This window comes from Parapedobacter lycopersici (assembly GCF_024643285.1).
In the GTDB taxonomy this organism is placed as follows: Bacteria; Bacteroidota; Bacteroidia; order Sphingobacteriales; family Sphingobacteriaceae; genus Parapedobacter; species Parapedobacter lycopersici.
In genome coordinates this window covers 16102-39059 of the sequence record NZ_JAMSLW010000001.1, presented here as the reverse complement: position 1 = coordinate 39059, position 22958 = coordinate 16102, and the positions used below count along the sequence as shown (strand labels likewise).

The 22958-nt window shown below is 50.0% G+C and carries 22 protein-coding genes; 15 read left to right on the top strand and 7 right to left on the bottom strand.

Annotation, left to right across the window (positions count from 1 at the left end; all coding sequences use genetic code 11):
• Positions 1-8 precede the first annotated feature (8 nt).
• Together NEV57_RS00180 and NEV57_RS00175 are read right to left on the bottom strand one after the other, a co-directional pair.
• On the bottom strand, positions 9-395 hold the full coding sequence (locus NEV57_RS00180) for a DUF3037 domain-containing protein (RefSeq protein ID WP_257656267.1): 387 nt from the start codon (positions 393-395) through the stop codon (positions 9-11).
• Positions 373-1161 carry a HipA family kinase gene (locus NEV57_RS00175; protein ID WP_257656266.1) on the bottom strand — a complete coding sequence of 263 codons (789 nt, stop codon included), beginning with the start codon at positions 1159-1161 and terminating at the stop codon, positions 373-375. Before NEV57_RS00175 ends, NEV57_RS00180 begins: the two co-directional genes overlap by 23 nt.
• 204 nt (positions 1162-1365) lie before the next feature.
• On the opposite strand from NEV57_RS00175, the gene NEV57_RS00170 reads away from it, so the two are divergent.
• The 9 genes from NEV57_RS00170 (at position 1366) to NEV57_RS00130 (ending at position 10326) form a co-directional block, all read left to right on the top strand.
• A complete protein-coding gene (locus NEV57_RS00170) occupies positions 1366-1914 on the top strand; it encodes a DUF1599 domain-containing protein (protein ID WP_257656265.1) in 549 nt (182 codons plus the stop codon).
• Positions 1915-1924: 10 nt separating this feature from the next.
• Positions 1925-3109 carry a BT_3928 family protein gene (locus NEV57_RS00165; RefSeq protein ID WP_257656264.1) on the top strand — a complete coding sequence of 395 codons (1185 nt, stop codon included), beginning with the start codon at positions 1925-1927 and terminating at the stop codon, positions 3107-3109.
• 12 nt (positions 3110-3121) lie between these two features.
• On the top strand, positions 3122-3652 hold the full coding sequence (locus tag NEV57_RS00160) for a shikimate kinase (protein ID WP_257656263.1): 531 nt from the start codon (positions 3122-3124) through the stop codon (positions 3650-3652).
• Between the two features lie 8 nt (positions 3653-3660).
• Entirely contained in the window at positions 3661-4596 is a 936-nt protein-coding gene (locus tag NEV57_RS00155; RefSeq protein ID WP_257656262.1) for a glycerophosphodiester phosphodiesterase family protein, read from the top strand.
• 10 nt (positions 4597-4606) lie between these two features.
• On the top strand, positions 4607-5320 hold the full coding sequence (locus NEV57_RS00150; protein WP_257656261.1) for an ATP-binding cassette domain-containing protein: 714 nt from the start codon (positions 4607-4609) through the stop codon (positions 5318-5320).
• Between the two features lie 117 nt (positions 5321-5437).
• On the top strand, positions 5438-6019 hold the full coding sequence (locus tag NEV57_RS00145) for a hypothetical protein (protein WP_257656260.1): 582 nt from the start codon (positions 5438-5440) through the stop codon (positions 6017-6019).
• A gap of 112 nt (positions 6020-6131) precedes the next feature.
• Entirely contained in the window at positions 6132-8528 is a 2397-nt protein-coding gene (gldG, locus tag NEV57_RS00140) for a gliding motility-associated ABC transporter substrate-binding protein GldG (RefSeq protein ID WP_257656259.1), read from the top strand.
• Positions 8529-8639: 111 nt separating this feature from the next.
• A complete protein-coding gene (locus NEV57_RS00135) occupies positions 8640-9452 on the top strand; it encodes a helix-turn-helix domain-containing protein (RefSeq protein WP_257656258.1) in 813 nt (270 codons plus the stop codon).
• Between the two features lie 22 nt (positions 9453-9474).
• Positions 9475-10326, top strand: a complete 852-nt coding sequence (locus NEV57_RS00130) for a 3-keto-disaccharide hydrolase (RefSeq protein ID WP_257656257.1) — start codon at positions 9475-9477, stop codon at positions 10324-10326.
• A gap of 79 nt (positions 10327-10405) precedes the next feature.
• Here NEV57_RS00130 and rpsT read toward each other — a convergent pair whose 3' ends face one another.
• On the bottom strand, positions 10406-10660 hold the full coding sequence (gene rpsT, locus NEV57_RS00125) for a 30S ribosomal protein S20 (protein ID WP_257656256.1): 255 nt from the start codon (positions 10658-10660) through the stop codon (positions 10406-10408).
• Between the two features lie 233 nt (positions 10661-10893).
• Between rpsT and NEV57_RS00120 the strand changes: the two genes are divergently transcribed.
• The 4 genes from NEV57_RS00120 (at position 10894) to smpB (ending at position 13781) form a co-directional block, all read left to right on the top strand.
• On the top strand, positions 10894-11436 hold the full coding sequence (locus tag NEV57_RS00120; RefSeq protein WP_257656255.1) for an RNA methyltransferase: 543 nt from the start codon (positions 10894-10896) through the stop codon (positions 11434-11436).
• A 176-nt stretch (positions 11437-11612) separates the two neighbouring features.
• On the top strand, positions 11613-12491 hold the full coding sequence (gene sucD / locus NEV57_RS00115) for a succinate--CoA ligase subunit alpha (RefSeq protein ID WP_257656254.1): 879 nt from the start codon (positions 11613-11615) through the stop codon (positions 12489-12491).
• A gap of 148 nt (positions 12492-12639) precedes the next feature.
• Complete coding sequence (locus NEV57_RS00110; RefSeq protein ID WP_257656253.1) at positions 12640-13302, top strand: metal-dependent transcriptional regulator; 663 nt, start codon at positions 12640-12642, stop codon at positions 13300-13302.
• A gap of 23 nt (positions 13303-13325) precedes the next feature.
• Positions 13326-13781 carry an SsrA-binding protein SmpB gene (gene smpB / locus NEV57_RS00105; protein ID WP_257656252.1) on the top strand — a complete coding sequence of 152 codons (456 nt, stop codon included), beginning with the start codon at positions 13326-13328 and terminating at the stop codon, positions 13779-13781.
• A gap of 20 nt (positions 13782-13801) precedes the next feature.
• Here smpB and NEV57_RS00100 read toward each other — a convergent pair whose 3' ends face one another.
• Together NEV57_RS00100 and NEV57_RS00095 are read right to left on the bottom strand one after the other, a co-directional pair.
• Entirely contained in the window at positions 13802-15601 is a 1800-nt protein-coding gene (locus tag NEV57_RS00100; protein ID WP_257656251.1) for a MutS-related protein, read from the bottom strand.
• Positions 15602-15645: 44 nt separating this feature from the next.
• Positions 15646-16302, bottom strand: coding sequence for a protein-L-isoaspartate(D-aspartate) O-methyltransferase (locus tag NEV57_RS00095; RefSeq protein ID WP_257656250.1), 657 nt, complete (start codon positions 16300-16302; stop codon positions 15646-15648).
• Between the two features lie 113 nt (positions 16303-16415).
• On the opposite strand from NEV57_RS00095, the gene NEV57_RS00090 reads away from it, so the two are divergent.
• Positions 16416-17156, top strand: coding sequence for a hypothetical protein (locus tag NEV57_RS00090; protein ID WP_257656249.1), 741 nt, complete (start codon positions 16416-16418; stop codon positions 17154-17156).
• Here NEV57_RS00090 and priA read toward each other — a convergent pair.
• Together priA and NEV57_RS00080 are read right to left on the bottom strand one after the other, a co-directional pair.
• The gene (priA, locus tag NEV57_RS00085; protein ID WP_257656248.1) at positions 17150-19633 is read right to left on the bottom strand and encodes a replication restart helicase PriA; all 2484 of its coding nucleotides are present in this window, start codon (positions 19631-19633) and stop codon (positions 17150-17152) included. The two genes, NEV57_RS00090 and priA, sit on opposite strands and share 7 nt — an antisense overlap.
• 46 nt (positions 19634-19679) lie before the next feature.
• Positions 19680-20069: a DUF423 domain-containing protein gene (locus NEV57_RS00080; protein ID WP_257656247.1), complete on the bottom strand. Its 390-nt coding sequence runs from the start codon at positions 20067-20069 to the stop codon at positions 19680-19682.
• A 177-nt stretch (positions 20070-20246) separates the two neighbouring features.
• Here NEV57_RS00080 and NEV57_RS00075 point away from each other — a divergent pair, with 177 nt between their 5' ends.
• Positions 20247-22880, top strand: a complete 2634-nt coding sequence (locus tag NEV57_RS00075; protein ID WP_257656246.1) for a PQQ-binding-like beta-propeller repeat protein — start codon at positions 20247-20249, stop codon at positions 22878-22880.
• The last annotated feature ends 78 nt before the right edge of the window (positions 22881-22958 follow it).

The window sequence follows — 22958 nt, the reverse complement described above, 5'->3', positions numbered from 1 at the left end:
CTGCCGGATTAGCATACCAGCTGGGAATACAGCCGGTCAAGCGCCGCCGCTGCATCGGCACAGCGTCCCGGATGTACGGCCGAAGTCTGTATCATGGTGCTGCGCTTGGCGGTAAGCCAGCGGAAACGTTCGGCCGGCGGCAGCGTCGCGATTGCGGTGATGTCGCCACCACGGCCCTCACAGACCTGCTGGAATGCGGCGAGGTAGCTGTGCAGGTCCGCCACATCAACATCGGGAAATAACAGCGTGTACCGGCTCGCATCAATCGTATACCGCATTTGTAGGAAATGTTGCCCACGACAATATAATACCACACCGATATTGATAAATTCTTCCCGTTCCACACGGGGTACCAGGCGGATGACGGCGTATTCAAACAATTCTACTTCTTGCATCTTCAGCCTCATTTATAAATACGCTGGATGCAGCAACCCGCATCTCCAGAAACCGGGCATATACTTCCCGCGCCTCGGCTACGGAAACTTCCGGGAATGCCAGCAGCCATTCATCGGGCACCAGCCTTACAATCGCCCGGATACGCTCGGCTGTCAGCACTGCCTTACAGGCCGCGTCTGCGTCTTCCAGGGCCGATGCCCAGCGAAGCAGTACGTGATCCCTAACCTGGACGAAAGGCTTTAACGCCTGTTCCTCCCAGCCATCCCAGGTGTGGTGGAAATACAGTGATGCACCATGATCAATCAGCCACAGTTCACGGTGCCACATCAGCATGTTGGTGTTTTTTACTGTACGGTCTACATTTGTCAGCAGGCAATCGAGCCAGACAATCCGGGATGCCAGCTGTGGATCCACTACCGTTACCGCGGGGTCAAACGTCATCGCACCGGAAAGGTAATGCAACGCCAGATTAAGTCCCGTGCTGGCCCGCAGCAAATCCTGTATCTCCTCATCGGGTTCGGTCCTCCCAAAGGCCTCATTCAATACCGCAAATACAATTTCGGGGATCCGGAGGCCCAACGCACGAGCAATTTCGCCTCCAATTAATTCGGCGATCAGGGCCTTGCTTCCCTGTCCGGCGCCCCGGAATTTAAGTGCATATAAAAACCCGTCATCAGCCTCCGCAATGGCCGGCAATGAGCCGCCTTCGCGCAGCGGCGTCACATAACGGGTCACCTGAACTGTCCGCAATGAAGGTATTTCCATTTTCTCTTTTTTACTGTGATTACCCCGCTCCTGCTGGATACTCCCGCCAAATATCCATATAATTTTACAAGTAGTGCTAACTTTATTTCCCGTTTTGCCCGTCAGTAACACGTTTTTGGCACGTTTGATGGGAGGATCACGTTATTCTCATTATATTTGTCGAACACCACAACGCAACAACATTTAAGGAAACGTAACGTACTTATGGACACAGCCGCCCAATACGACCGGATTATAACCCGTTGCCAGCAGTTATTTATAAAAAAGACCACCGATTACGGCACAGCATGGCGGATCATGCGGCTTCCGTCAATTACTGATCAATTATATATCAAGGCGCAACGGATCCGTACATTGGAAGAAAAGCGGGTTTCCCGCGTGGGCGACAGCGTGGTGGATGAATATATCGCCATTGTCAACTATTGCGTCATTGGCATCATGCAGCTGGAACTGGGTAGCACTGGGGAAGCCAACCTACCCACTGCCGAGGTAGCCGAAAAATACGGGCAGGCTGTAGATGAGACCAAAGCATTGATGTTCGATAAAAATCATGATTATGGTGAAGCGTGGCGCGAAATGCGCTTAAGTTCACTGACGGATCTCATCCTGATGAAAATATACCGCGTTAAGCAAATTGAAGATAATGAAGGACATACCACAGTCTCCGAAGGCATTAAGGCCAATTATCAGGATATGCTTAACTATGCCGTATTTGCGCTTATCAGATTAGGACTTGCCGATACCCAACCTTAACCGTTTAATTATGCAGACGACACCTACTACCGCAACACGCCCCAATTACCTGCTTGGATTTTCACGGATATTTACGGGCCTGCTATTTATTTTTTCAGGGTTAATCAAAGCCAATGACCCAACTGGCTTCGGTTATAAGCTGCAGGAATATTTTCACGTCTTTGGCACTGATTTCCTGAATGACTATGCCACCCAGCTGGCGGTCGTCATCTGTGGCCTGGAAATTTTGCTGGGTGCCCTGCTGCTGCTGGGTTTCTGGGCGCGCACGGTTGCCTGGGGTCTGCTGCTGCTTATTCTGTTCTTCACATTTCTCACTTTTTACTCCGCTTTTTTCGAAGTGGTTACCTCCTGTGGATGTTTCGGCGATGCCATCCCGCTTACGCCCTGGCAGTCGTTCAGCAAAGACCTGGTACTCCTTGCCCTGATCGTTATTATTTTCATCAACCGTCGGCAGATCCGGCCGATTATGGCAAGCCGATCCACGCAGCGTTTCTTAACCGCGGTGTTAATCGTTGGCTCTCTGGGCATCGGCGTGTACACCGTTAATTTCCTGCCCTTTATTGATTTTCTTCCTTATAAAAAAGGCAATAACCTGCCCGAGCTTATGAAAATGCCCGAAGGTAAACAGGGTGATTTATACGAGCTGACTTATACGCTGCGGAACAAGACAACCGGCGAACAAAAAAAGGTATCCGACAAAGTATACCTGGCCGATGAAATATGGAAGGATGAAAACTGGGAAATTATCGGCGACCCGGAAAGCCATCTGGTAAAAGAGGGTTACCGCATTCCCATTCCGGACTTACTGATAGCTGATGCCAATGGGGAAGATTTTACCCATGAAATTATCGAAAACCCATATTATAATATCATTGTGGTGGCCTGGGACCTGAGCCATACTGATCTAGCGGCACTAAGCCGGATAAATGCGCTGGTTATGAATGCCGCTGAAAACTACAATGTGCGATCCGTACTGCTAACTTCGGGCAGTGCCCAGGAGGCACAGCAGCTCAGTGACGAGCTGAAATTACTGACGGAGATATTTTACGCGGATGCCGTGCCTTTAAAAAGCATGGTGCGGGCAAATCCCGGTGTACTACTGATGCGAAATGGTGTCGTAATAGACAAATGGCATTATCATACATTGCCGACTTTCGAGGTGTTGGAAACCCGGTATTTTAGTAAGGGGGATTAAATTAACGAGGCCTTGGAAAGTGCTACAACCAATAACAGGACCATATTCCTGATCGGATTTATGGGAAGCGGCAAAACGACGTGGGGTCGCAAGCTTGCCCAGAAAACCGGATGGCCATTTATCGATCTGGACGAACAGATTACCCAGTTGATTGGCCAGTCCATTCCCGAATATTTCGAACACTACGGCGAGGATGCATTCAGGGAACTGGAAAGCCGAACGTTGAAGGGCCTTGCATTTACCCAGCCAACAGTTGTGTCGACTGGTGGTGGCACACCTTGTTTCTTTGATAATATGGCATGGATGAATGATAACGGCACAACCGTGTATCTCCAGCTTCCCCCAAAAGTGCTGTGGGACCGGTTAACCAAAAGCAATATTACGTCGCGACCGGCACTACAGGGATTGAGCGGCGAACAGCTGCTGGAGCATATTCAGGCAAAATTAGCGGAAAGGGAACCGCATTACCGGAAAGCTGCCCATGTAATGAACCAACTGTCCCTGACTGTGGATGATTTGATAAAACTTACTGACAATAGCTGAGGTTACTGATGTTAAACCGCCCTGTTCAATTTCTGCTACTTCTGTTGATCGCCGGTTGCGCCGCTTCTTGTTGGCCATCCGAAAGCGGATACCGTTATGGTGCAAACCGGATCCGGTTACAGACCGCAGACGACCTGCACCGCTTGCTGACCTATCATGAGAAACGCTACCCGCTGGTTAGTGCGCACCGCGGCGGACCGGCACGCGGATACCCTGAGAATGCCATTGAAACCTTCGAATACCAGACGCGACGCCAACCCCTTATCATTGAGTGCGACGTGCGGATGACGGCTGATTCAGTGCTGGTGCTCATGCATGATGAAACGGTGGACCGCACGACAAACGGTTCGGGCAAAATTGCGGAGTATACCCTCGAAGCCATAAAAAAACTGTACTTACGGGATGTGGAGGGCAACGAGATGCCCTATCGCGTCCCCACACTTGACGAGGCATTGCGTTGGGGTAAAAACAAAGTGATCTTTACCCTCGACGTGAAGCGCGATGTCCCTTATACGGCGGTTGTCTCAGCTATCAGGCGGAATAGCGCTGCCGCATATTCGGTAGTTATCACCTATAATGCCGATCAGGCAGCTACCGTGCACCAGCTGGATCCCGAACTGATGATATCTGCCTCCATTGGCTCGGAAACTGACTTGCTTCGCCTCAATGAACGCAACGTGCCGGATAATCGGCTGATTGCATTTATCGGCACCCGTGAAGCGGATGAAGCCTTTTACAGACTTCTACACAACCATGGCATAATGTGTATAATGGGCACCATGGGAAACCTGGATAAGCAAGCCATAGCGCGGGGCGACCAGGTTTATACCGAATTCGTGGAACGCGGTGCCGATATCCTGTCGACCGACCGGCCACGGGAAGCAGGTAAGGCGCTGGACGTATACCGCAACGCATATAAACTCACTTCGCCGTTTATCAAGTAGTTTTCTCCCTATGGCTATCCGGGTAACTGATCTCAGCAAATCTTATGGCAACCAGCAAGCGTTAAAGGGGATTTCCTTTGAAGCAAAAGCCGGACGGGTACTGGGTTTTCTGGGCCCCAACGGTGCCGGAAAATCCACCACCATGAAGATTCTTTGCGGAAGCCTGCTCCCAACGGCGGGAGAAGCCTGGGTAGCCGGATTTCATGTGCATCGCGAAAGCCTTGAAGTCCGGAGAAAGATCGGCTACCTTCCGGAAACTAACCCACTATATCCCGATATGTATATCCGGGAGGCACTGAATTTTATGGCAGGTATACACCGGTTATCTCAACCCCGGGGGCGGATTGAAGAAGTGATCGCACTGACTGGACTGGCGCCCGAGCTGAATAAGAAAATCCGCCAATTATCCAAAGGATACCGCCAGCGCGTTGGACTGGCCCAAGCCATCCTACATGATCCTGATGTGCTTATTTTGGATGAGCCCACATCCGGACTGGATCCCAACCAGCTACGTGACATCCGTACATTGATCAGGCAACTCGGAAAGGAAAAGACCGTGCTCCTCTCCACACACATCATGCAGGAGGTAGAAGCGCTCTGTGACGATGTGGTGATTATCCGCCAGGGCGAGATCGTCGCTGATTTCGAATTAGCAGATTTAAACAGGAAGTACCCCGATACCAGCCTGGAAAAACTGTTCATCCGGCTGACCGTCGGCGAATAAAATTTCTTAATAGTTACTGTTTTCCCCTTTTTTTAAACATTATGGCACGTTTTATGTTTCTAATATGGCGTATTTAAGAAAACATACAAAAAGTAGACACTTAAAATTGTAAAAACCATGAAACATTTATCTTTATTCTCTGTATTACTATTGGCTGTGATTTTCTCAGCCAGCGCACAGCAACCGGAAGTTAACCGGCCCCAAACTTCAGCCAATGTCGGGATGGCTCCCATACAACAAGGGAATTGGATCGTAGGTGGTAGTTTAGGTAGCTTAGGGTATAGCTTTGAAGGCGAATCATTTAACATCAACCTCAATCCTCGTGCTGGTTATTTTGTATCAGACGGATTGGCTGTTGGTTTAGGTGCTAATGTCGGATTAGCTACCAGCCCCGACGCTGACAATGTGTGGACTTATGGAGTGGCTCCATTTGTACGTTATTACTTTGGACAGGGCTCAAGCGCAACCGGCCGGTTTTTCGGACAGGGTGAGGTGGGCATCGCAGGTAGCTCCATTGGATCCGGTGCTGATCTCGCTTTCGGTATTGGTGCAGGTTATGCACACTTCATTACCCAAAGTGTAGCTTTGGAAGCTATGGTAGGTTATAATTACAGCAAGGCTACGGTAGCCAATGCAAACGCACAGTCCGGCCTGGGTGTAAGCCTCGGCTTCCAGATTTATCTTCCTGGACAGCGATAAGCATAACTTTCTATAACAAAAAGGCCGTCCCGGGAATTTCCCGGGACGGCCTTTTTGTTTTACCTGCTATATTTCCTATTTTCGATGCCGCATTCCATAAACAGATACGCGCTTGTTTAGTATTTACGCAAAAGAGGTTTCTGCATTTTTTAACTCCCTGGCCGGCTACCTGGCCATCGGTATATTCCTGCTTATCTCGGGGTTGTTGCTTTGGGTATTCCCGGATACAAGTATCCTGGAATATGGTTATGCCACATTAACGGGCTTTTTTAACCTCGCGCCCTACCTGTTTATGTTTCTGATTCCGGCCATTACCATGCGTAGCATAGCTGGTGAACGTGCAGAAGGCACTTTGGAGCTGCTGCTGAGTAAACCTGTCAGCCGTTTCCATTTATTGCTGGGCAAATACCTGGGGAGCTTTACCGTCGTGCTGCTCGCGCTTATCCCAACGGGGATGTACTATTATACGATCTACCAACTCGGACTCCCTGAAGGGAATATCGATACGGGCGCGGTAATAGGCTCATACATTGGTCTTTTCCTCTTAGGATCCGCGTTCACGGCTATCGGCGTACTGATGTCGGCGCTTTGCCGTAATCCCATTGTTGCCTTTCTGTTGGCCGTATGGTGCTGTTTTTTCTGCTTCTATGCCTTTGATGCGTTGGCCGGCATACCGTTGTTCCATGGCTTGGAAAGCAGCGTGAGTAACGTGGGCATGCAAGCGCATTATGCCGCACTCAGCCGTGGTGTACTGGATAGCCGGGATGCCGTCTATTTTGTCAGCTTCATTTTCCTGCTATTATTTAGCTGCCTGCTGGTGTTGTCCGACCGCGGATCGCTCCGTACGAAAAGGCTGGTATACGGCATTGCTGCCGTAGGTGCCGTGTTGCTGATGAACGGTGTGGCGGCGAACTATTTCGGACGGGTTGATTTTACCGAGGAAAAGCGGTTTACCCTGTCACCGCTTTCGCGGGAAACCGCAGTAAGCCTGACCGATAAAGTGCATATCACCGTTTTTCTCGACGGCAGCCTCCCCCCGGGATTCAGCCGGTTAAAACAGGCAACGGCCGACCTGCTGGCCGATCTGAAGGCCTATTCGGGTGGAAAGCTGACGTATGCTTTTCTGAATCCCCTGGATGGAGACAGTAAGCAACAGGAAACACAGGTAAACGCCTTGGCTGAACAGGGAATTAACCCGACCAACCTAACGGTCCGGACAGACGATGGCCTCACACAGAAATTGATCTTTCCCGGTGCGCTGATAGCTTACCGCGATACACAGATTGCGGTAAACTTACTGCAAAATCGTACCGGTGCATCGCATGAAGAGGTACTGAATAACTCCGTACAGAACCTGGAATATGCGTTTGTTTCGGCACTGCGCAAAGTCACTGCCGGTGGACGGCCACTGGTCGGATTTACCGAAGGGCATGGCGAATTAGACGAATTGCAGCTACATGATGCCATCCAAAGCCTGATGGAAGGATATCAGGTCGGCTGGGTCGATCTTAAGGAAATGACATTCGAAGGACTCAACCAACTGGATGTACTGATCGTCGCTAAACCACGCCAGCCGTTCAGCGAAGCCGAAAAATACAAAATCGACTACTTTGTCATGAACGGTGGACGTGTCCTATGGGCCATCGATCAGGTAAACGCTGACCTGGACAGCCTGCGCACAACCGGGGAGCAATTGGTGCTGGCCAGACAACTTAACCTGGACGACCTGCTTTTTACTTATGGGATCCGGTTTAATTACAATCTCATTGCCGATATGAACAGCGCGCAAATCCCGCTTACCGTAGGCAATATCGGTGGGCAGCCGCAGATCGAGCTGGCCCCCTGGCTGTTCTATCCGGTTTTCGTGCCGCTCACGGCACATCCGGTGTTAAAGAACCTGGATGGTATCCACAGTGAATTTTCCGGTACGCTGGACACTATTGCTACGCAAGGTGTCCGAAAGGAAATCATACTCCAGTCATCCCCATTCTCCCGGTTGCTTGATGTGCCTGCCACAGTGGCGCTGCAAATGGCGGGAGAAACGCCGGATCCGGCTAAATTCAAGAACCACCCCTATCCGGTAGCTGCCCTTCTTGAAGGCACGTTTTCATCGGTCTTTTTAAACCGCCCCATACCGGAGGGCCTGGTTTCCGTTCCGGCAGTCCCGTCACAGGGCAAACCAACAAAAATGCTTGCCATTGCCGATGGCGATGTATTCAAGGGGCAGGTAAACCCAGCGGACGGGTCCCCCTATCCCCTTGGGTGGGACCGCTATGCCGAACGGCAATATGGAAACCGGTCGTTTCTGCTGAATGCCGTCGATTACCTTGCCGATGATGCAGGAATTATATCCCTGCGGGCCAAGGAGGTAAAACTCCGCCTACTCGATCCGATCAAAGTTAAGCATGCGCAGCTTCGCTGGAAAGTGCTGAATGTCGCCCTTCCTCCCCTGCTGCTACTCCTTGCCGGATTACTCCAGCAGTATCGTAGAAAACGACGGTTTGGGTAAAGGAATTGTTATCATATAATGCCATATTATTATCCGTATTAGACACAAAAGCCTTATTTTTGCCAGCAGTTTATTCCGTATCTTAAAGTTATCGCTGGAACAAAATCTTTCATGGAGAAATATGTCAACAGGTATTACCTCACCGAAGTAGATCGTTATGATGACACCATCTATTGCCACCATGCAATGATGGGTGAGAAACTGATTCCGGAACATGTGCATAAAAAAGGGCAGTTTCTGTACACCGAAGGAGGAGTGGTTTACCTTAATACACCCAAACAATCCTACTTCCTGCCTGCCCGGCACTACATCTGGATCCCTGCCGGCGTTCGCCATAGCATCCATCCAAGTTCCGCGGAGGTGATCATGCGCAATTTATATTTCCCGGTATACGAACATGACGATGACTTTTTCATGCGCCCGGGTATCTATCCGGTCGATAGCCTGCTGATGGAACTGATGATGTTTACGAACCGGTGGAATGGCAACATCTGGCCGGACGACGATGGACGATACAGCATTGCGAAAGCATTCAAAATGCTATTATCCGAACTGGGTAGAGGCGCTCTGCCATTGAGTTTGCCCTATCCAAGCGATCCGCGACTGGTTAAAATTGTCGAATACATGGACCAGCATATTGCCAACCATGTCAGCTTCAGGCATATAGCCAATCAGTTTGATATTAGTGAGCGCTCGCTGGCCCGGTTGTTCCAAAAAGAGCTGAACATGTCTTTCATTCAGTATTTTACGATCTTACGGATGCTGAAGGGGTTGAAATTACTGCTCGACGAGAAACTCAGCATTAACGAGGTGGCTGCCAGGGTTGGATATAGTAGTTTGCCCACATTCAGCAATACATTTACAAAAATTGTCGGGGTCCGGCCAAGCGAATACGTTAAGCATAAAAGTCTGTGGAATCAATAATTTGAAAACAAAAACCATTAACATGAAGATCACCTTACTGGTCACCGCCTTCGCGGTCTGCCTGGTTTCCGGCTGTGCAAATCCAACCGGCGGAAACGAACACGAGATCGTATGGAAACCCTTATTCAACGGCAAGGATCTAAATGAATGGACGATTAAAATTGCCAAACACCCTGTCGGTGAAAATTACGCTAATACGTTCCGTGTCGAGGATGGGCTACTGAAGGTACGGTACGATGGGTATACAGATTTCGATCAGCAATACGGCCATATTTTCTACAATACACCCTATTCGGCATACCTTCTTCGTGTGGAATATCGTTTTACCGGCGAACAGGCTCCCGGAGGTGAAGATTGGGCATGGCGAAACAGCGGCGTCATGCTGCATGCACAGGCCCCAAAATCCATGTTGCAGAATCAGGATTTTCCAATTTCCATTGAAGGACAGTTTCTTGGGGGCAATGGCACCGAAGCCCGTCCTACCTGTAACCTCTGTACGCCCGGCACAAACGTGGTAATGGACAGCACACTGTTTACTCCCCATTGCATTAATTCAACTTCCGGCACGTTTCATGGCGACCAATGGGTAACTGCCGAATTTTTAGTACTGGCCGATTCCATGATTCAGCACATCGTTGAAGGGGATACCGTGCTGACTTATTATCAACCCCAAGTTGGTGGCAGCAACGTTTCCCAATTCGACCCGGCGGTAAAAATCGACGGGATGCTGCTCCAGCAGGGATACATTGCATTGCAAAGCGAAAGCCATCCAATTGATTTCCGGAAAGTAGCGTTGCTCGACCTGTCACCTTACCTCCACGACCCCCAAGCCCTTCGGCAGGTACTTTCCCTGGCCGGCAACCCAACCGAATAAGCTGACGACGACACAATACAAAAGGCCGTCCCGGGGTATCCCGGGACGGCCTTTCATACTGTTGTACTATATCTGTAGATTATGACAAGCTATTCACCAGTTTCGTCAGCTTCGATTTGTTATTGGAAGCTTTATTCTTATGAATCACATTCTTTTTAGCCAACCGGTCAAGCATTGAAATGACACGGGGTAACAATGTTTTTGCTTCTTCGGCTGAAGTAGTGTTTCTTAACTTTTTAATCGCATTACGGGTCGTTTTTGCCTGATAACGATTTCTCAAACGCTTAGTGGCCGTAGACCGGATTCTTTTAAGTGCTGATTTATGATTTGCCATTTATTTTTAGCTATTTTATTTCTGCCTTATTTTCGGACTGCAAATGTAGCACCTTATTTTTAATATTCAAAATCCTAATCATTCAAAAGTTTAAGTTTTCCCTGTATTTCCACCAGAATAACTGTTCGGGACTGGGTATGCAGAGGTAAGTTGGGTACGCAGCACCCGGATACATCCGAAAATGAGCTATTGCAAATTAATTCCTTTAAAAGGAAATTAGCTAAGTTTGCAGCATGCAGAAACATTCCATGGATCAATTGCAACGCCCCTCACTTGAGGCGTTCCGCAAGCAAGCCAAAACACCCATTACCATGGTACTTGATAATTTACGGAGCATGCACAACGTAGGTTCGGCATTCCGGACAGCCGACGGATTTGCTATCGAACGGATACTGCTTTGTGGCATTACCGGCACGCCCCCGCATCGGGAAATCGAAAAGACTGCCCTCGGCGCTACCCGGTCGGTACAATGGGAATATGTTTCAGAGACCGCTTACGCCATTTCGGAGCTGCGGGAAGCCGGATACCGCATAATTGCGGTTGAGCAGGCAGAGGGCAGCGTCCCGCTTCAGCAGTTTGTCCCTGATCCTTCCGAAAAATATGCATTAGTCTTTGGAAACGAGGTACACGGTGTATCGGAAGCCGTCATGCAAAAACTAGACGCCTGCATTGAAATCCCCCAATCGGGCACCAAACATTCGTTGAATGTGGCTGTGTCAGTCGGCATTGTATTATGGGATTTCTACGCCAAACTCCAATTCCGGAAAGCTGATTAAAATAATGTGTAATCGCCGGTTGCGTTTCTTTGCTCTTTTCAATGCCTGGATCACACCGATCAACACCTGCAGTTTGGCAGTTGATTCGCCATAATCAGCGTTGCCGTTATATGCCATTCCACAGACTTGCATTTAAAAGCAATTTTATCTAAGTTTGCGGGGCAAAAACCAGAACAATGAGCGTATTAGTAAATAAGCATTCCAAAGTAATCGTACAGGGCTTCACAGGTAACGAAGGCACTTACCATGCATCACAGATGATCGAATACGGCACCCAGGTCGTTGGCGGCGTAACTCCCGGAAAAGGTGGTCAAACCCACTTGGATCGGCCGGTATTCAATACCGTGCAGGATGCCGTAGACCAGACCGGAGCCAATGTATCCATCATTTTCGTCCCTCCCGCCTTTGCCGCAGATGCCGTCATGGAAGCTGCCGCTGCAGGCATTGAAGTGATTGTGTGTATCACAGAAGGTATTCCTACCAAAGATATGATTCAGGTTAAGTCATACCTCAGTGATAAAAACTCTAGGCTTATTGGACCTAATTGCCCGGGCATTATCACGGCCGACGAGGCTAAGATTGGTATCATGCCCGGTTTCATTTTCAAAAAAGGCTCGGTAGGTATCGTATCCAAATCCGGAACGCTGACCTACGAAGCTGTTGATCAGACTGTAAAAGCCGGACTGGGAATCACCACAGCAATCGGAATCGGAGGCGACCCGATCATTGGAACCACTACCAAAGAAGCGGTAGAGCTGCTTATGGCAGATCCGGAGACCGAAGGAATCATCGTCATCGGCGAGATCGGCGGTGGTATGGAAGCCGAAGCTGCTCGCTGGATCAAGGAACATGGCACGAAACCGGTTGTAGGCTTCATCGCCGGACAGACAGCGCCTCCGGGACGCCGTATGGGTCACGCCGGTGCTATTGTGGGTGGTGCCGACGATACTGCTGCCGCTAAAATGCAAATTATGCGGGAATGCGGAATCCGTGTCGTGGAATCCCCCGCTGAAATTGGAAAAGCAATGGCCGAAGAACTGGCCGCAAAAAAATAAACAGCCTCATCTGTTGGCGAAAAAGGCACCGAAAACCGGTGCCTTTTTATTTTCCACCCGATAGCACCGCTGCCCGCCCATCAGATATTTTACATGCAAAAACAGCATTTAGACCGTTAATTCCCTGCAATTACCTACCTTTGCTGTCATGCTGTCTGTTACAGAGGAAAATTACCTTAAAGCATTGCTGCGCATCACCGTCGAACAAAATAACACCGGTGAAGCGGGCACTAACCAACTGGCCGGAAAACTAAACGTACGTCCGGCCACGGCCACTGACATGCTCAAAAAACTGAAGGAGAAGCAGTTGGTCAACTATGAAAAATACGGTAAGATTTCCCTCACACCTACCGGACGTGACCTGGCTGTTGCCGTCATCCGCAAACATCGCTTATGGGAGACATTTTTATACGATAAGCTGGGATTCAGCTGGGATGAAGTACACGACATCGCAGAAGAGCTGGAGCACATCAAATCAGATAAACTGGTGAATCGGCTTGACAAATTCCTGGGATATCCGCAATTTGACCCGCATGGCGATGCGATACCGTCTGCCGATGGCGCCTACGTTAACGAAGACCGGAAAACACTGGCAGAAGCCGCTGCTGGTAGGTCATATACCATCATTGCGGTAAAAGACAACAGCCCTTCGTTTTTGCAATATGTCAGTCAAATGGGTATCGGCATCGGCAGTGAAGCCCGGGTGGTGGAAAAATACGACTTCGACAATTCGATGGCCCTGGAAGTGGACGGACGCAAGATCAATATTTCTGACAAAGTGGCCCAGAGCATTTATTGCAAACGCATTTGATCGGTTTACCTGTTAGCAACACCATGGCACTATCTTCAGACATCAACATCAAAAATAAGAAGGCATATTTTGAATTCCATATACTGGATACCTATGTAGCCGGCATACGCCTTTTGGGTACAGAAATCAAATCCATAAGGGAGGGAAAGGCCAATATTAACGATTCCTTCTGCTCCTTCTTTGATGACGGCCTTTACATCCGCAACATGCACATTGCCGAGTATTCCCACGGCTCATTCTATAATCACGAAGCAAAGCGCGACCGGCAACTGCTGCTGACCAAGAAGGAGCTCAAAAAGCTGAAAACCAAAAGCGAGGAGCGCGGTTTTACCATCATTCCGTTGCGCATGTTCATTAGTAACCGTGGCTTCGCCAAAATTGAAATTGCGCTGGCTCAGGGGAAAAAGGATTTTGACAAGCGAGAGACCATCAAGGAGCGCGATACCAAGCGCGAACTCGCACGGGTACTGAAACGGTAAGGGCGCTGCGCCCTTCCATCCTATTTGATGATAATACCGATATTCCGCAGCAACATTGAGGCGTTGAAAATGGTGCACTCCCCTGTCTTCAGTTTATAGTCGAACAGCATGTCCCCTTCACTGACCTGGATATCAAAATGGTAGTTTTCGACGATACCCGGATATTCTTCAGCCAATTTCGCCAACTGGAGGTCGTGCGTAGCCACCATCCCCACCCCGCCGTCGGCTATCAGCTGCTCAATAATCGCCTTCGACCCCCGGTACTTATCAGCTGAGTTTGTTCCCCGGAGCATTTCATCGATCAGGAAGACCGTATCCGGTTGTTCTTTAACCGTTTGCAGCACCATCTGTATCCGGTTAAGCTCCGCCCGGAACGTCGAAGTACTTTCATTCAGCGAATCGGCAATGCGCATATACGTAACGAGGCGGAAGACCGAAATACGCATCTCCGTGGCGTTGACGGGAGCGCCGCAAAAAGCCAGCACAGCATTGCTTCCTACCGTACGCAGAAATGTACTTTTCCCCGCCATATTGGATCCGGTGATCAGTGCGATCCGGTGATTTTCCATCCGGTAGTCGTTCGCAACTGCCGTAGCTTCGGGTATCAATGGATGCGAAAGGCCAACGGCTTCAATCACGGGCGACGGGCTATCGACAACAACGGGAAAGCACCATTGGGGATGATTGTGTGAAAACACCGCCAGGCTTACCAACCCTTCAAACTCGTGTACCACATCAAAAGCGTCAAGAACCTCCGTACCGTATTGACGGCGCCAATCGAGCACGGCAAATACCTGTTTAAAATCCCAGAGCATGCTCATATTAAGCACCGCACCCACCAGCATGTTCAGTCGGTAATCCAGCCGATCAAGGATCCCGGCCAAGGCATCCAGGGCCCCGGAAGCTGATTTGTTTTCAAATGTTAATTCCCGGGATAGCTTTTCATTAAGCGGACTTTGCCAATCCCTGTTTTCAATGCGCTTAATCGCAGCTGCAAAAGCAGCAAGTACCTGACCTGCACGCCCCATTTTCCCCGCTATGCGGTTTACTCTTGCCGCATAACCGATCGTCCAGAGCAGGTGGGCGAGCGCTAGAAATACCGCAATGCTGCGAAATACCGGAACAACAAAGGCCAATCCGATAAGCAGTGCCATGAGCCAGGGAGCCAGTCGCACATAGGCACGAAGCAATCGATTGCCAAATGACAACCCCTCCTGTTTCAGGTAGCCGGCAAACTGGGCTTTAAAATCACGCTGTTCAGCGAGGTTAAACAATAATTTAACCTGAAACCCCTGGCACCAGTCCAGGTCGTCCGCCAATTCGCGGATCGCCTGTTGCCGATTCTTAATCTGTGGTGCATCAGCAGGCGCGGTAAGCCACGATGCCAGAAACCTGTTCCCTTCCGCAGTAGCGCTCCGATTTATTTGGGCAAACAGCGAATAAGGTCCGAATAGATCTAAATCGTCGCTATAGGGGTGCTTTTTTTCCTTAAATACCGTGCCGTCAGGATACCGGTTGGGGCGACCGTCTGCCACATCCAGTTCGTTCTGGTTAACTGTACGCCAGTCCAGTAGTTCATTCCTTTCCTTTTCCAACCTGCTCTGCCGCCAGACCAGCCAGAAAAAAAGCAGGAGTATGGCAAAGAAAGCGACAAGGAACAACCAGAGTTGTTCTGCCCGCACAGCGGCAAACAATGCGGCACACCCGCCAATAATGGTACCGAGGCGAAGCAGCGCATGGGCATTTATGGACCTGCGTACCCGGTTAAGCGCTTCGTCAGCCGAGGCAATATGGTGTTTATAACATTCCAGATTTTCCATACGCATGAGATTGGCTTTTTGGCATTACCATAACTTCATCTAAATCACCAGGCCTGGTCGCCCACCAATGGCACAAACCGAAAGGTGTCCAGCTCGATCCGTTCATAGTCGCGTTCTCCGACCCGGATAACGGTCAGCATTTTCTGTTCCTTTTCGTTACCCACCGGAATCACCAATACGCCTCCGATTTTAAGCTGCGTTAGCATGACCTCCGGTACCAGCGGGGCACCGGCGGTTACCAGTATTTTATCATAAGGCGCATGTTCCGGAATCCCCTTTGATCCATCGCCAAAGAAAAAATGGGGTCGGTATCCCATATAAGGAAGCACCTGAATGGTCCGGTCATATAAGCTGCGCTGGCGTTCAATGGTATATACATCGGCCCCCAACTCCATCAGTATACAAGTCTGATAACCGGATCCTGTTCCAATCTCCAGCACCCGGTCTCCCGATGCAATATGCAACAGTTCTGTCTGATAGGCCACGGTATAGGGTTGCGATATGGTCTGTCCATCGCCGATCGGGAAAGCAATATCCTTGTACGCCTGGTTCCAGAAAGTTTCGTCGAAGAAAAAATGCCTCGGCACTTTTCCGATTGCCTCAAGCACCCTGGTATCTGCGATGCCCCGCTGTTTCAGCAGTGCGACCAATTGTTTGCGGGCACCCCGCTCACGATAATTATCGATAAACTTATACGCCATTATGCTTCAAAAATAAGCAGATATTGCAATTTTTTAGTATCATTGCGCTAATTCGCTAATACATAGCGGCCTTAAAGTTTATTTTATTGGATTGGGACTGTAATTCTTAGCAGATGAAAGGTATTCTTCTATTTTTTGCATTATGCACGGGTATTTCCGGCGCCTGGGCGCAGGTCGTCCGTATCGATACGGTAACCTATCCTACTCCGCATGTCCCGAAAACAAAGAAGAATAATTTTAACATCGACTACTGGTACACGGTCGCCGTACGGACATATGGCTATGAGCAGTTTCCACAACTGCTGAACCAGGCTGAATTACCTTTCCTGTCATCCTACTTTAACGGCATCCTTTTCAAATATAATGACAATCAGATTGGATACCGTCTCCAGGGAAACTACTTTGACCGGGATATCGCTTTTGAGAATGAGTGCAAAGGATGTGCACGGGCGAGCGGACGCCTGCAGAACACCACCATAAAAGTAGGTATGGAAAAAAGTATTAACTATTCGCGCCTCCAGCCCTATTTCGGAGCCGATATCGGGTTTATGGCCCAGAAATTCCGGGGAAGCAGCATCAATTACACGTCGGCCGAGCAGGTATTTAATGAAGATACTAAAAACGCTGCACTGTTTTCCCCGTTTATCGGCTTTAAACTGTACCTGATCCCTAGGATAGCCATTGGTGCGGAAGCAAACTTTAACATTGCTTACTCTTACCAGAAGCTGAACGCATACGCCGAAGAAACACGTGTTGGTCCGCCAACACAAAGCCGACGCTATAAGTGGGAGTATTTCTTCGCTCCGTTGGCTTCGGTATCCCTGCAGTACAGCTTTGGCCTTATCAATCAATAAGGATCCACATCCACCTGCAGGCGTATCCCCTTATTTATCTTCTGTGCATTAAACTCCACCAGAATGGCCGAAAGCAGGTGTTTCACCTTGGCAATGCTGGCACCCGTACGCTCCACTTTCAGCAAAATACTGTAAATATACTGGTTACGGATGCGACCAACAACCGGTACTTCCGGTCCCAACACCCGGTGCCCCAGCTCCTGTCTTAATGCCGCAGCAAGCCGAAGGGCCGCTTCCTGCGCCTGCTGCTGTTCCCGGTGTTTGACATCAATTTTCACCAGCCGGAAAAACGGCGGGTATGCATAATTCTTTCGCTCGGTCACCTCGGCCATAAACATTCCCGCATAATCGTGTGCAACAACCTGCTGGATAACGCGGTGCGTGGGCGTATACGTCTGGATAATGACATGCCCGCTATCGTTCCGTCTGCCGGCACGGCCACTTACCTGGGCCAATAGGGAAAACGCCCGCTCATATGCCCGGAAATCAGGGTAGTTGATTAGTCCATCGGCGTTGATGATCCCAATTACGCTTACTTTTCCGAAATCGAGCCCCTTGGCCACCATCTGCGTACCGACCAGGATATCGTAACGATGCTCGTCAAACGCACCAAGCACCCGCTCAAAACCATGCTTGCCCCGTGTCGAATCCAGGTCGAGGCGTCCGATACGGGCATGGGGAAGCAGCATACCCAGCTCTTCTTCCACTCGTTCGGTACCGAAACCCTTGCTGGTAATATTGGTTGAGCCACAGGCAGTACACACCTGAACCGGCTCTTCCGAAAACCCGCAATAATGACAGTGCAGCTTGCCGCTGCTTCTGTGATAAGTCAAGCTTACGTCGCAATGGATACATTTGGCAATATACCCGCAGGTACTGCATTGGGATACCGGCGTATGGCCTCGTCTGTTCTGGAAAAGGATCACCTGTTGCTGGTTATCGATAGCCCGTTTCATTTCCTCAAGCAGCTGGCCGCTGAAATAGGAAAACATATTTTCTTTACGGGCTTCCTCGGCGATGCTCAATGTTGTAATCCTTGGCAGCCGCGCGTCCCCATAGCGCTGATCAAGCTTAACCAATCCATACTTTCCCGCCTTCGCATTGTAATAGCTTTCCACCGACGGTGTGGCCGATCCCAGGAGTACCCTGGCGCCATGGAGATGCGCCAGATAAATGGCGGTGTCGCGGGCGTGATACCGGGGTGCAGGGTCGAATTGCTTATAAGAAGTTTCATGTTCTTCATCGACGATAACCAGTCCAAGTTGCTGCAACGGCAGAAAAATCGCGGACCGTGCACCCACTACTACCCGGTAGTCGCCTTTCAGCACCTTATGCCATACCTCCGCCCGCTCATTGTCATTAAACCGCGAGTGATAAACACCCAGACGATCGCCGAAATGCATTCGCAGCCGCTCGGTAATCTGTGCGGTAAGCGCAATCTCCGGCAATAGGTAAAGCACCTGTTTCCCGGCTTCCAGGGCTGCTTCAATCAGGCGGATATACAGCTGGGTTTTCCCCGATGCCGTTACGCCGTGCAGCAGCGTTACTTCCTTTTCCAGAAAGCAGGCTTCAATCTCCGCAAGTGCCCTGGTCTGCACATCGCTCAGCGTGAACACCGGTGAAACGGGAACATCAGTCTCCCCCAACCGGCTAACCGCCCGCTCATGCAGCCGGAAAATCTCCTTTTCCGCCAACGCGGCAATGGTAGCGGCACTGCAGCCGCTTGCTTCCATCAGATCCGATTTGGCCACCTCGGGATTTGAGCGGCTCAGCTGGAGGTAAGCCAGCACGGCATCCTGCTGTTTCGGGGCTTTATGGAGGGCATCGAGCAGCATTTTACGGCCCGTTTCATCAGTATATGCCTCATCAAGGGTAACAAATACCTTCATTTTGGGCTTATACTTTACCGCTATTTCTTCCGAAATCAGGATAAACTGTTTATCGAAAAGCTGTTTAAGGATAGGGAAAACGGTCTTCTGCCCCAATAGCTTGATCACGTCGCTAACTTTCAGCTCCAGCGCAATATCCAGCGCATCCATGATGAGGTATTCCTTATCACTCAGGGTCGACCGGTCCACATGTTCCCCGGCAGCGGCAACGATCTTCGTCTCACTGGCCAGTTTCAGTGCGGCAGGCAGTGCCGCTTGCATCACTTCTCCCAGTGTGCACATGTAATAGGCGGCCATCCAGTCCCACAGCTGTAACTGCCGCGCTCCGACAATGGGAAAATCATCCAGCACATCCAGGATATACTTAGCTTCGTATCGCTCGGGGGAGCGGTCGCTAACCCGGTAAACCACGGCAGCGTAGACCTTGTTTTTTCCAAATTGGACAATCACACGCTTACCGGCAGCCACCCGGTCGTTCCATCCGCCGGGAACCCGATAAGTATACAATTTCGAAATAGCCAAAGGAAGGACAACCTCGACAAACAAGGTAACGCGTGCATCCGGATTACCTTCGGTAAATTCAAGCATGGAATTGTAAAAGATTAACGGGCGGCCGTGCCGAAAGCCAGCAGCCTTACCCCTTGTTTTTAATAGTGGCTATGAACAGGCCGGCCCAGCCGACAATGAAGCAGAGCCCACCCAAAGGCGTTATGGGACCCAGTATCGCCGGCTTCCCGAAATTTGTCAGTGAATAAGTGCTTAACAGGTATAATGACCCCGAAAAAAGCAGAATCCCCAAAGTAAAGGAAATATAGGAAAGCTTGATAAATGAATTTTTTGCGCGCGAAAAAGTAGCCAGAAACAAGAGTGCCACGGTATGGTAAAACTGATAATCCACCGCCGTTTCCCAGGTTTCCAGGTGATCTTCACTGACTTTATTTTCCAAACCATGTGCGCCAAAGGCACCCAATACCACAGCAGAAAGACCAAAAAAAGCGGCCGTGAGTATAATACGTTTGTTCATTAGTACATAAACGTTTTATGCGGTTAACGGTACAACTGTCCGCCAAACATAGCTAAAAATAGCCTGATATGCAATGCCGGTCCAGCGGAACCATGTGTCTTCCGCTGCGTAACAAAGATGCGAATAAACTTTGTGAAAATTTCTAATTCGGTACTTTTTATGTTAGGTTTGTTGTTGATGAAAACGACCATTATCATCACGTCGGTATTGTTCCTTGCGGTGATTATTGCTTCTGTATTTTATTTCAGGGACTTAAATGGCGACAGGCAATCCAGGCGAAAGCCATTTACCCACATTCCCGAAGATGCGGCCTTACTGGTATCGTTCCGTAACGATGAGACATCGGATCGTATCTTTGCCGGTTATAAACTGTTCGAAGCGATTCTCGGCGACACCCAGTTCCGCGATTTGAAGCTGCTGCGCTCAAACATACTGAAACAGGGGCCTGTAATTTCCGCTACGGGCGGACAGGAAATTGTACTTTCATTCCATCCTGAAAAATCACGGATCGATTACCTGATGGCTGTGCCAATGGATGCCGATCACCCTACTGCCACCCTGTTCGACGAAATCAGCGCCATGGACACCAGTTTTCACCTGACATGGGCAGGCACCGGACAAGAACGCTTCCGCATCGCATCCCGAAACCTCTCGCGACCGCTGTTCGTCGGCCAGCGCGATGGCGTCATCCTTGCCAGTTTTGCTGACACCCTTGTGGCGCGTGCCATGGATAAGGGTCAACCCAAGCTTTCCATGCAGGCCATTGAGCAGTTTCGGAGCGAGGACAACAAAAACACACCAATGACGCTGTATCTCAATCATCGCAGGCTCTACAGCCTGGCAGGTACCCTGATGCAACGCGCCCCCGGCGACTTCATCCAGCTACTCGCTGAAACAGCGGGTCAGTCGATGCTAAAAATGAATTTCAACAGTAATGCGTTGATGTTCAGCGGCACCAGTTCACTGGATACCACCACCAATTACCTGGCGCTGTACAGCAGACAGCAACCCGTGGAACAGCTACTGAAAAATGTGGTCCCTACAGACGCAGCCACTTACCTGTTGTTTGGCGTGTCCGATTTCCCTGCCCTGCACCAGGGCATTGCCGACCTATTGGACAGTCGCGGCGAAATGGCCCAAATGAGCGAACAACACCGGTTAATCCAGGAGCGGTCCAAGGTCTCCATTGCCGATGACCTGCTACCCCTATGGGGAAATGAGTTCGCCGTAATTGAACTGGCCAACCGCGAAACACTGGGCATTATCGAAGTCAAGGATTCCCTTGGCTTTGCCCGGGTAATCCAGCAGATCAGTACGGATTACCCCGAAAACATGTACCGGCTTAACCATTCCAATCTGCTCTATTACAGCTTTGGCGATCCGCTACGGTCATTTACCCGCCCCTATTTCTTATTAACCGGTAATTATTTTGTCTTTGCCAACAACACCAGTACGTTACGGCGTTTTGCGGCAGACAATGCAGATGGACGAACCTTGGCCTCCACACCGGGATACCTTAATTTTGACCGGCTTCAGGCCAATAAAGCAAATGTGTCTGTATTTGTTCACAACGAAAATGCAGCAAATGCAATCGCACAGCGCCTGAAGCCTGCTTTCCGGGCGGCTTACACCGCAGCAGATGATTTTGGCTACCCTGGGTTTTACGCCTGGTCATTCCAGCTTTCGGGTGCTTCGGGCCGCTTTTTCAGTAATTTTTACGCCCGGTATATCGACGATGAGGCACCCGGTGTTACCCCCGAATGGACGTTTGACCTGGGGGGCAGGCTCGTCGCACCGCCCATGGTCTTTCAGTACGATGATACCAGCCGGTTTATCCTCGCACAGGCATCCAGTGATATTTTATATGCGCTTTCGACTTCGGGAAAACAGTTGTGGAATGCCCAGCTGCCCGGACCGGTATTGGGCGATATCCTTCAACTTGCCGACAGCAGCATACTGCTCACGACCGCAGAACGGCTTTACCGCTTTGATGTTCACGGTGATCCGCTGCCGGGCTTTTCGCTGGAACTCCCCCATCGTGCATCGTACGGTGCCATCGCATATGAAAACGACGGCGACCTCCGGCTGTTTGTACCCGCAGGCAACCGCATTTTGGCCTATGATGCAAAAGGGAAGACGTTATCCGGTTGGACAAACCAGATGCTTAAGGGCGATATTCAGTATGGACTGAAACAGGCAACGTTGCAGGATATTCATTATGTTGTTGCCGCTACAGATGCAGGGAATGTCTATTTTTTTAATTACAATGGCCAGTTGATCCACCGGAACGAAGGTGACGGTCATACCGTTTTCCGTAATCCCATCGCATTGCAGTCCAGCCCGGAAGCAGTCGCCTCGTCGTATGTAATCACCAGCGACACAGCGGGTGTATTAAAACGCTTCTACTTCGAAAACCGGCAATCAGTCGATACGACCGGAAACAGAAGTGCGAATCATTATTTTGACGCCATAAACATCGCCGGAGACACTGTTCCCGAATTGGTATTTACAGACCGTGGGGAACTTTCGATATACGATAATACGGGCGACAATCTCGTTTACCAGTATGATTTCGGCCAGGACATCGAAAACCGACCGATCTTTTTCCCAGCCGCTGCCGGCAAGTACCGGGTTGGTGTGGCCACATCGGCCAACCAGCTGCTGTATGTGTTCAACGAAGACGGCACGCTCGTACCGGGTTTTCCGATAACAGGCCTGTCCCCGTTTTATTTCGGGACATTGCAGGATGCCGGCCGTTCTTACCTGCTGGTTGATAAGGGCGACCGCAAATTGTATGCTTATCCGTTTTAGATCTTACTTTTTTTCCGCAAAAAAGTAAGCAAAAACTCGTCGCTGTACCCAGTCGCTACCACGGTAGTGCGTCAACCT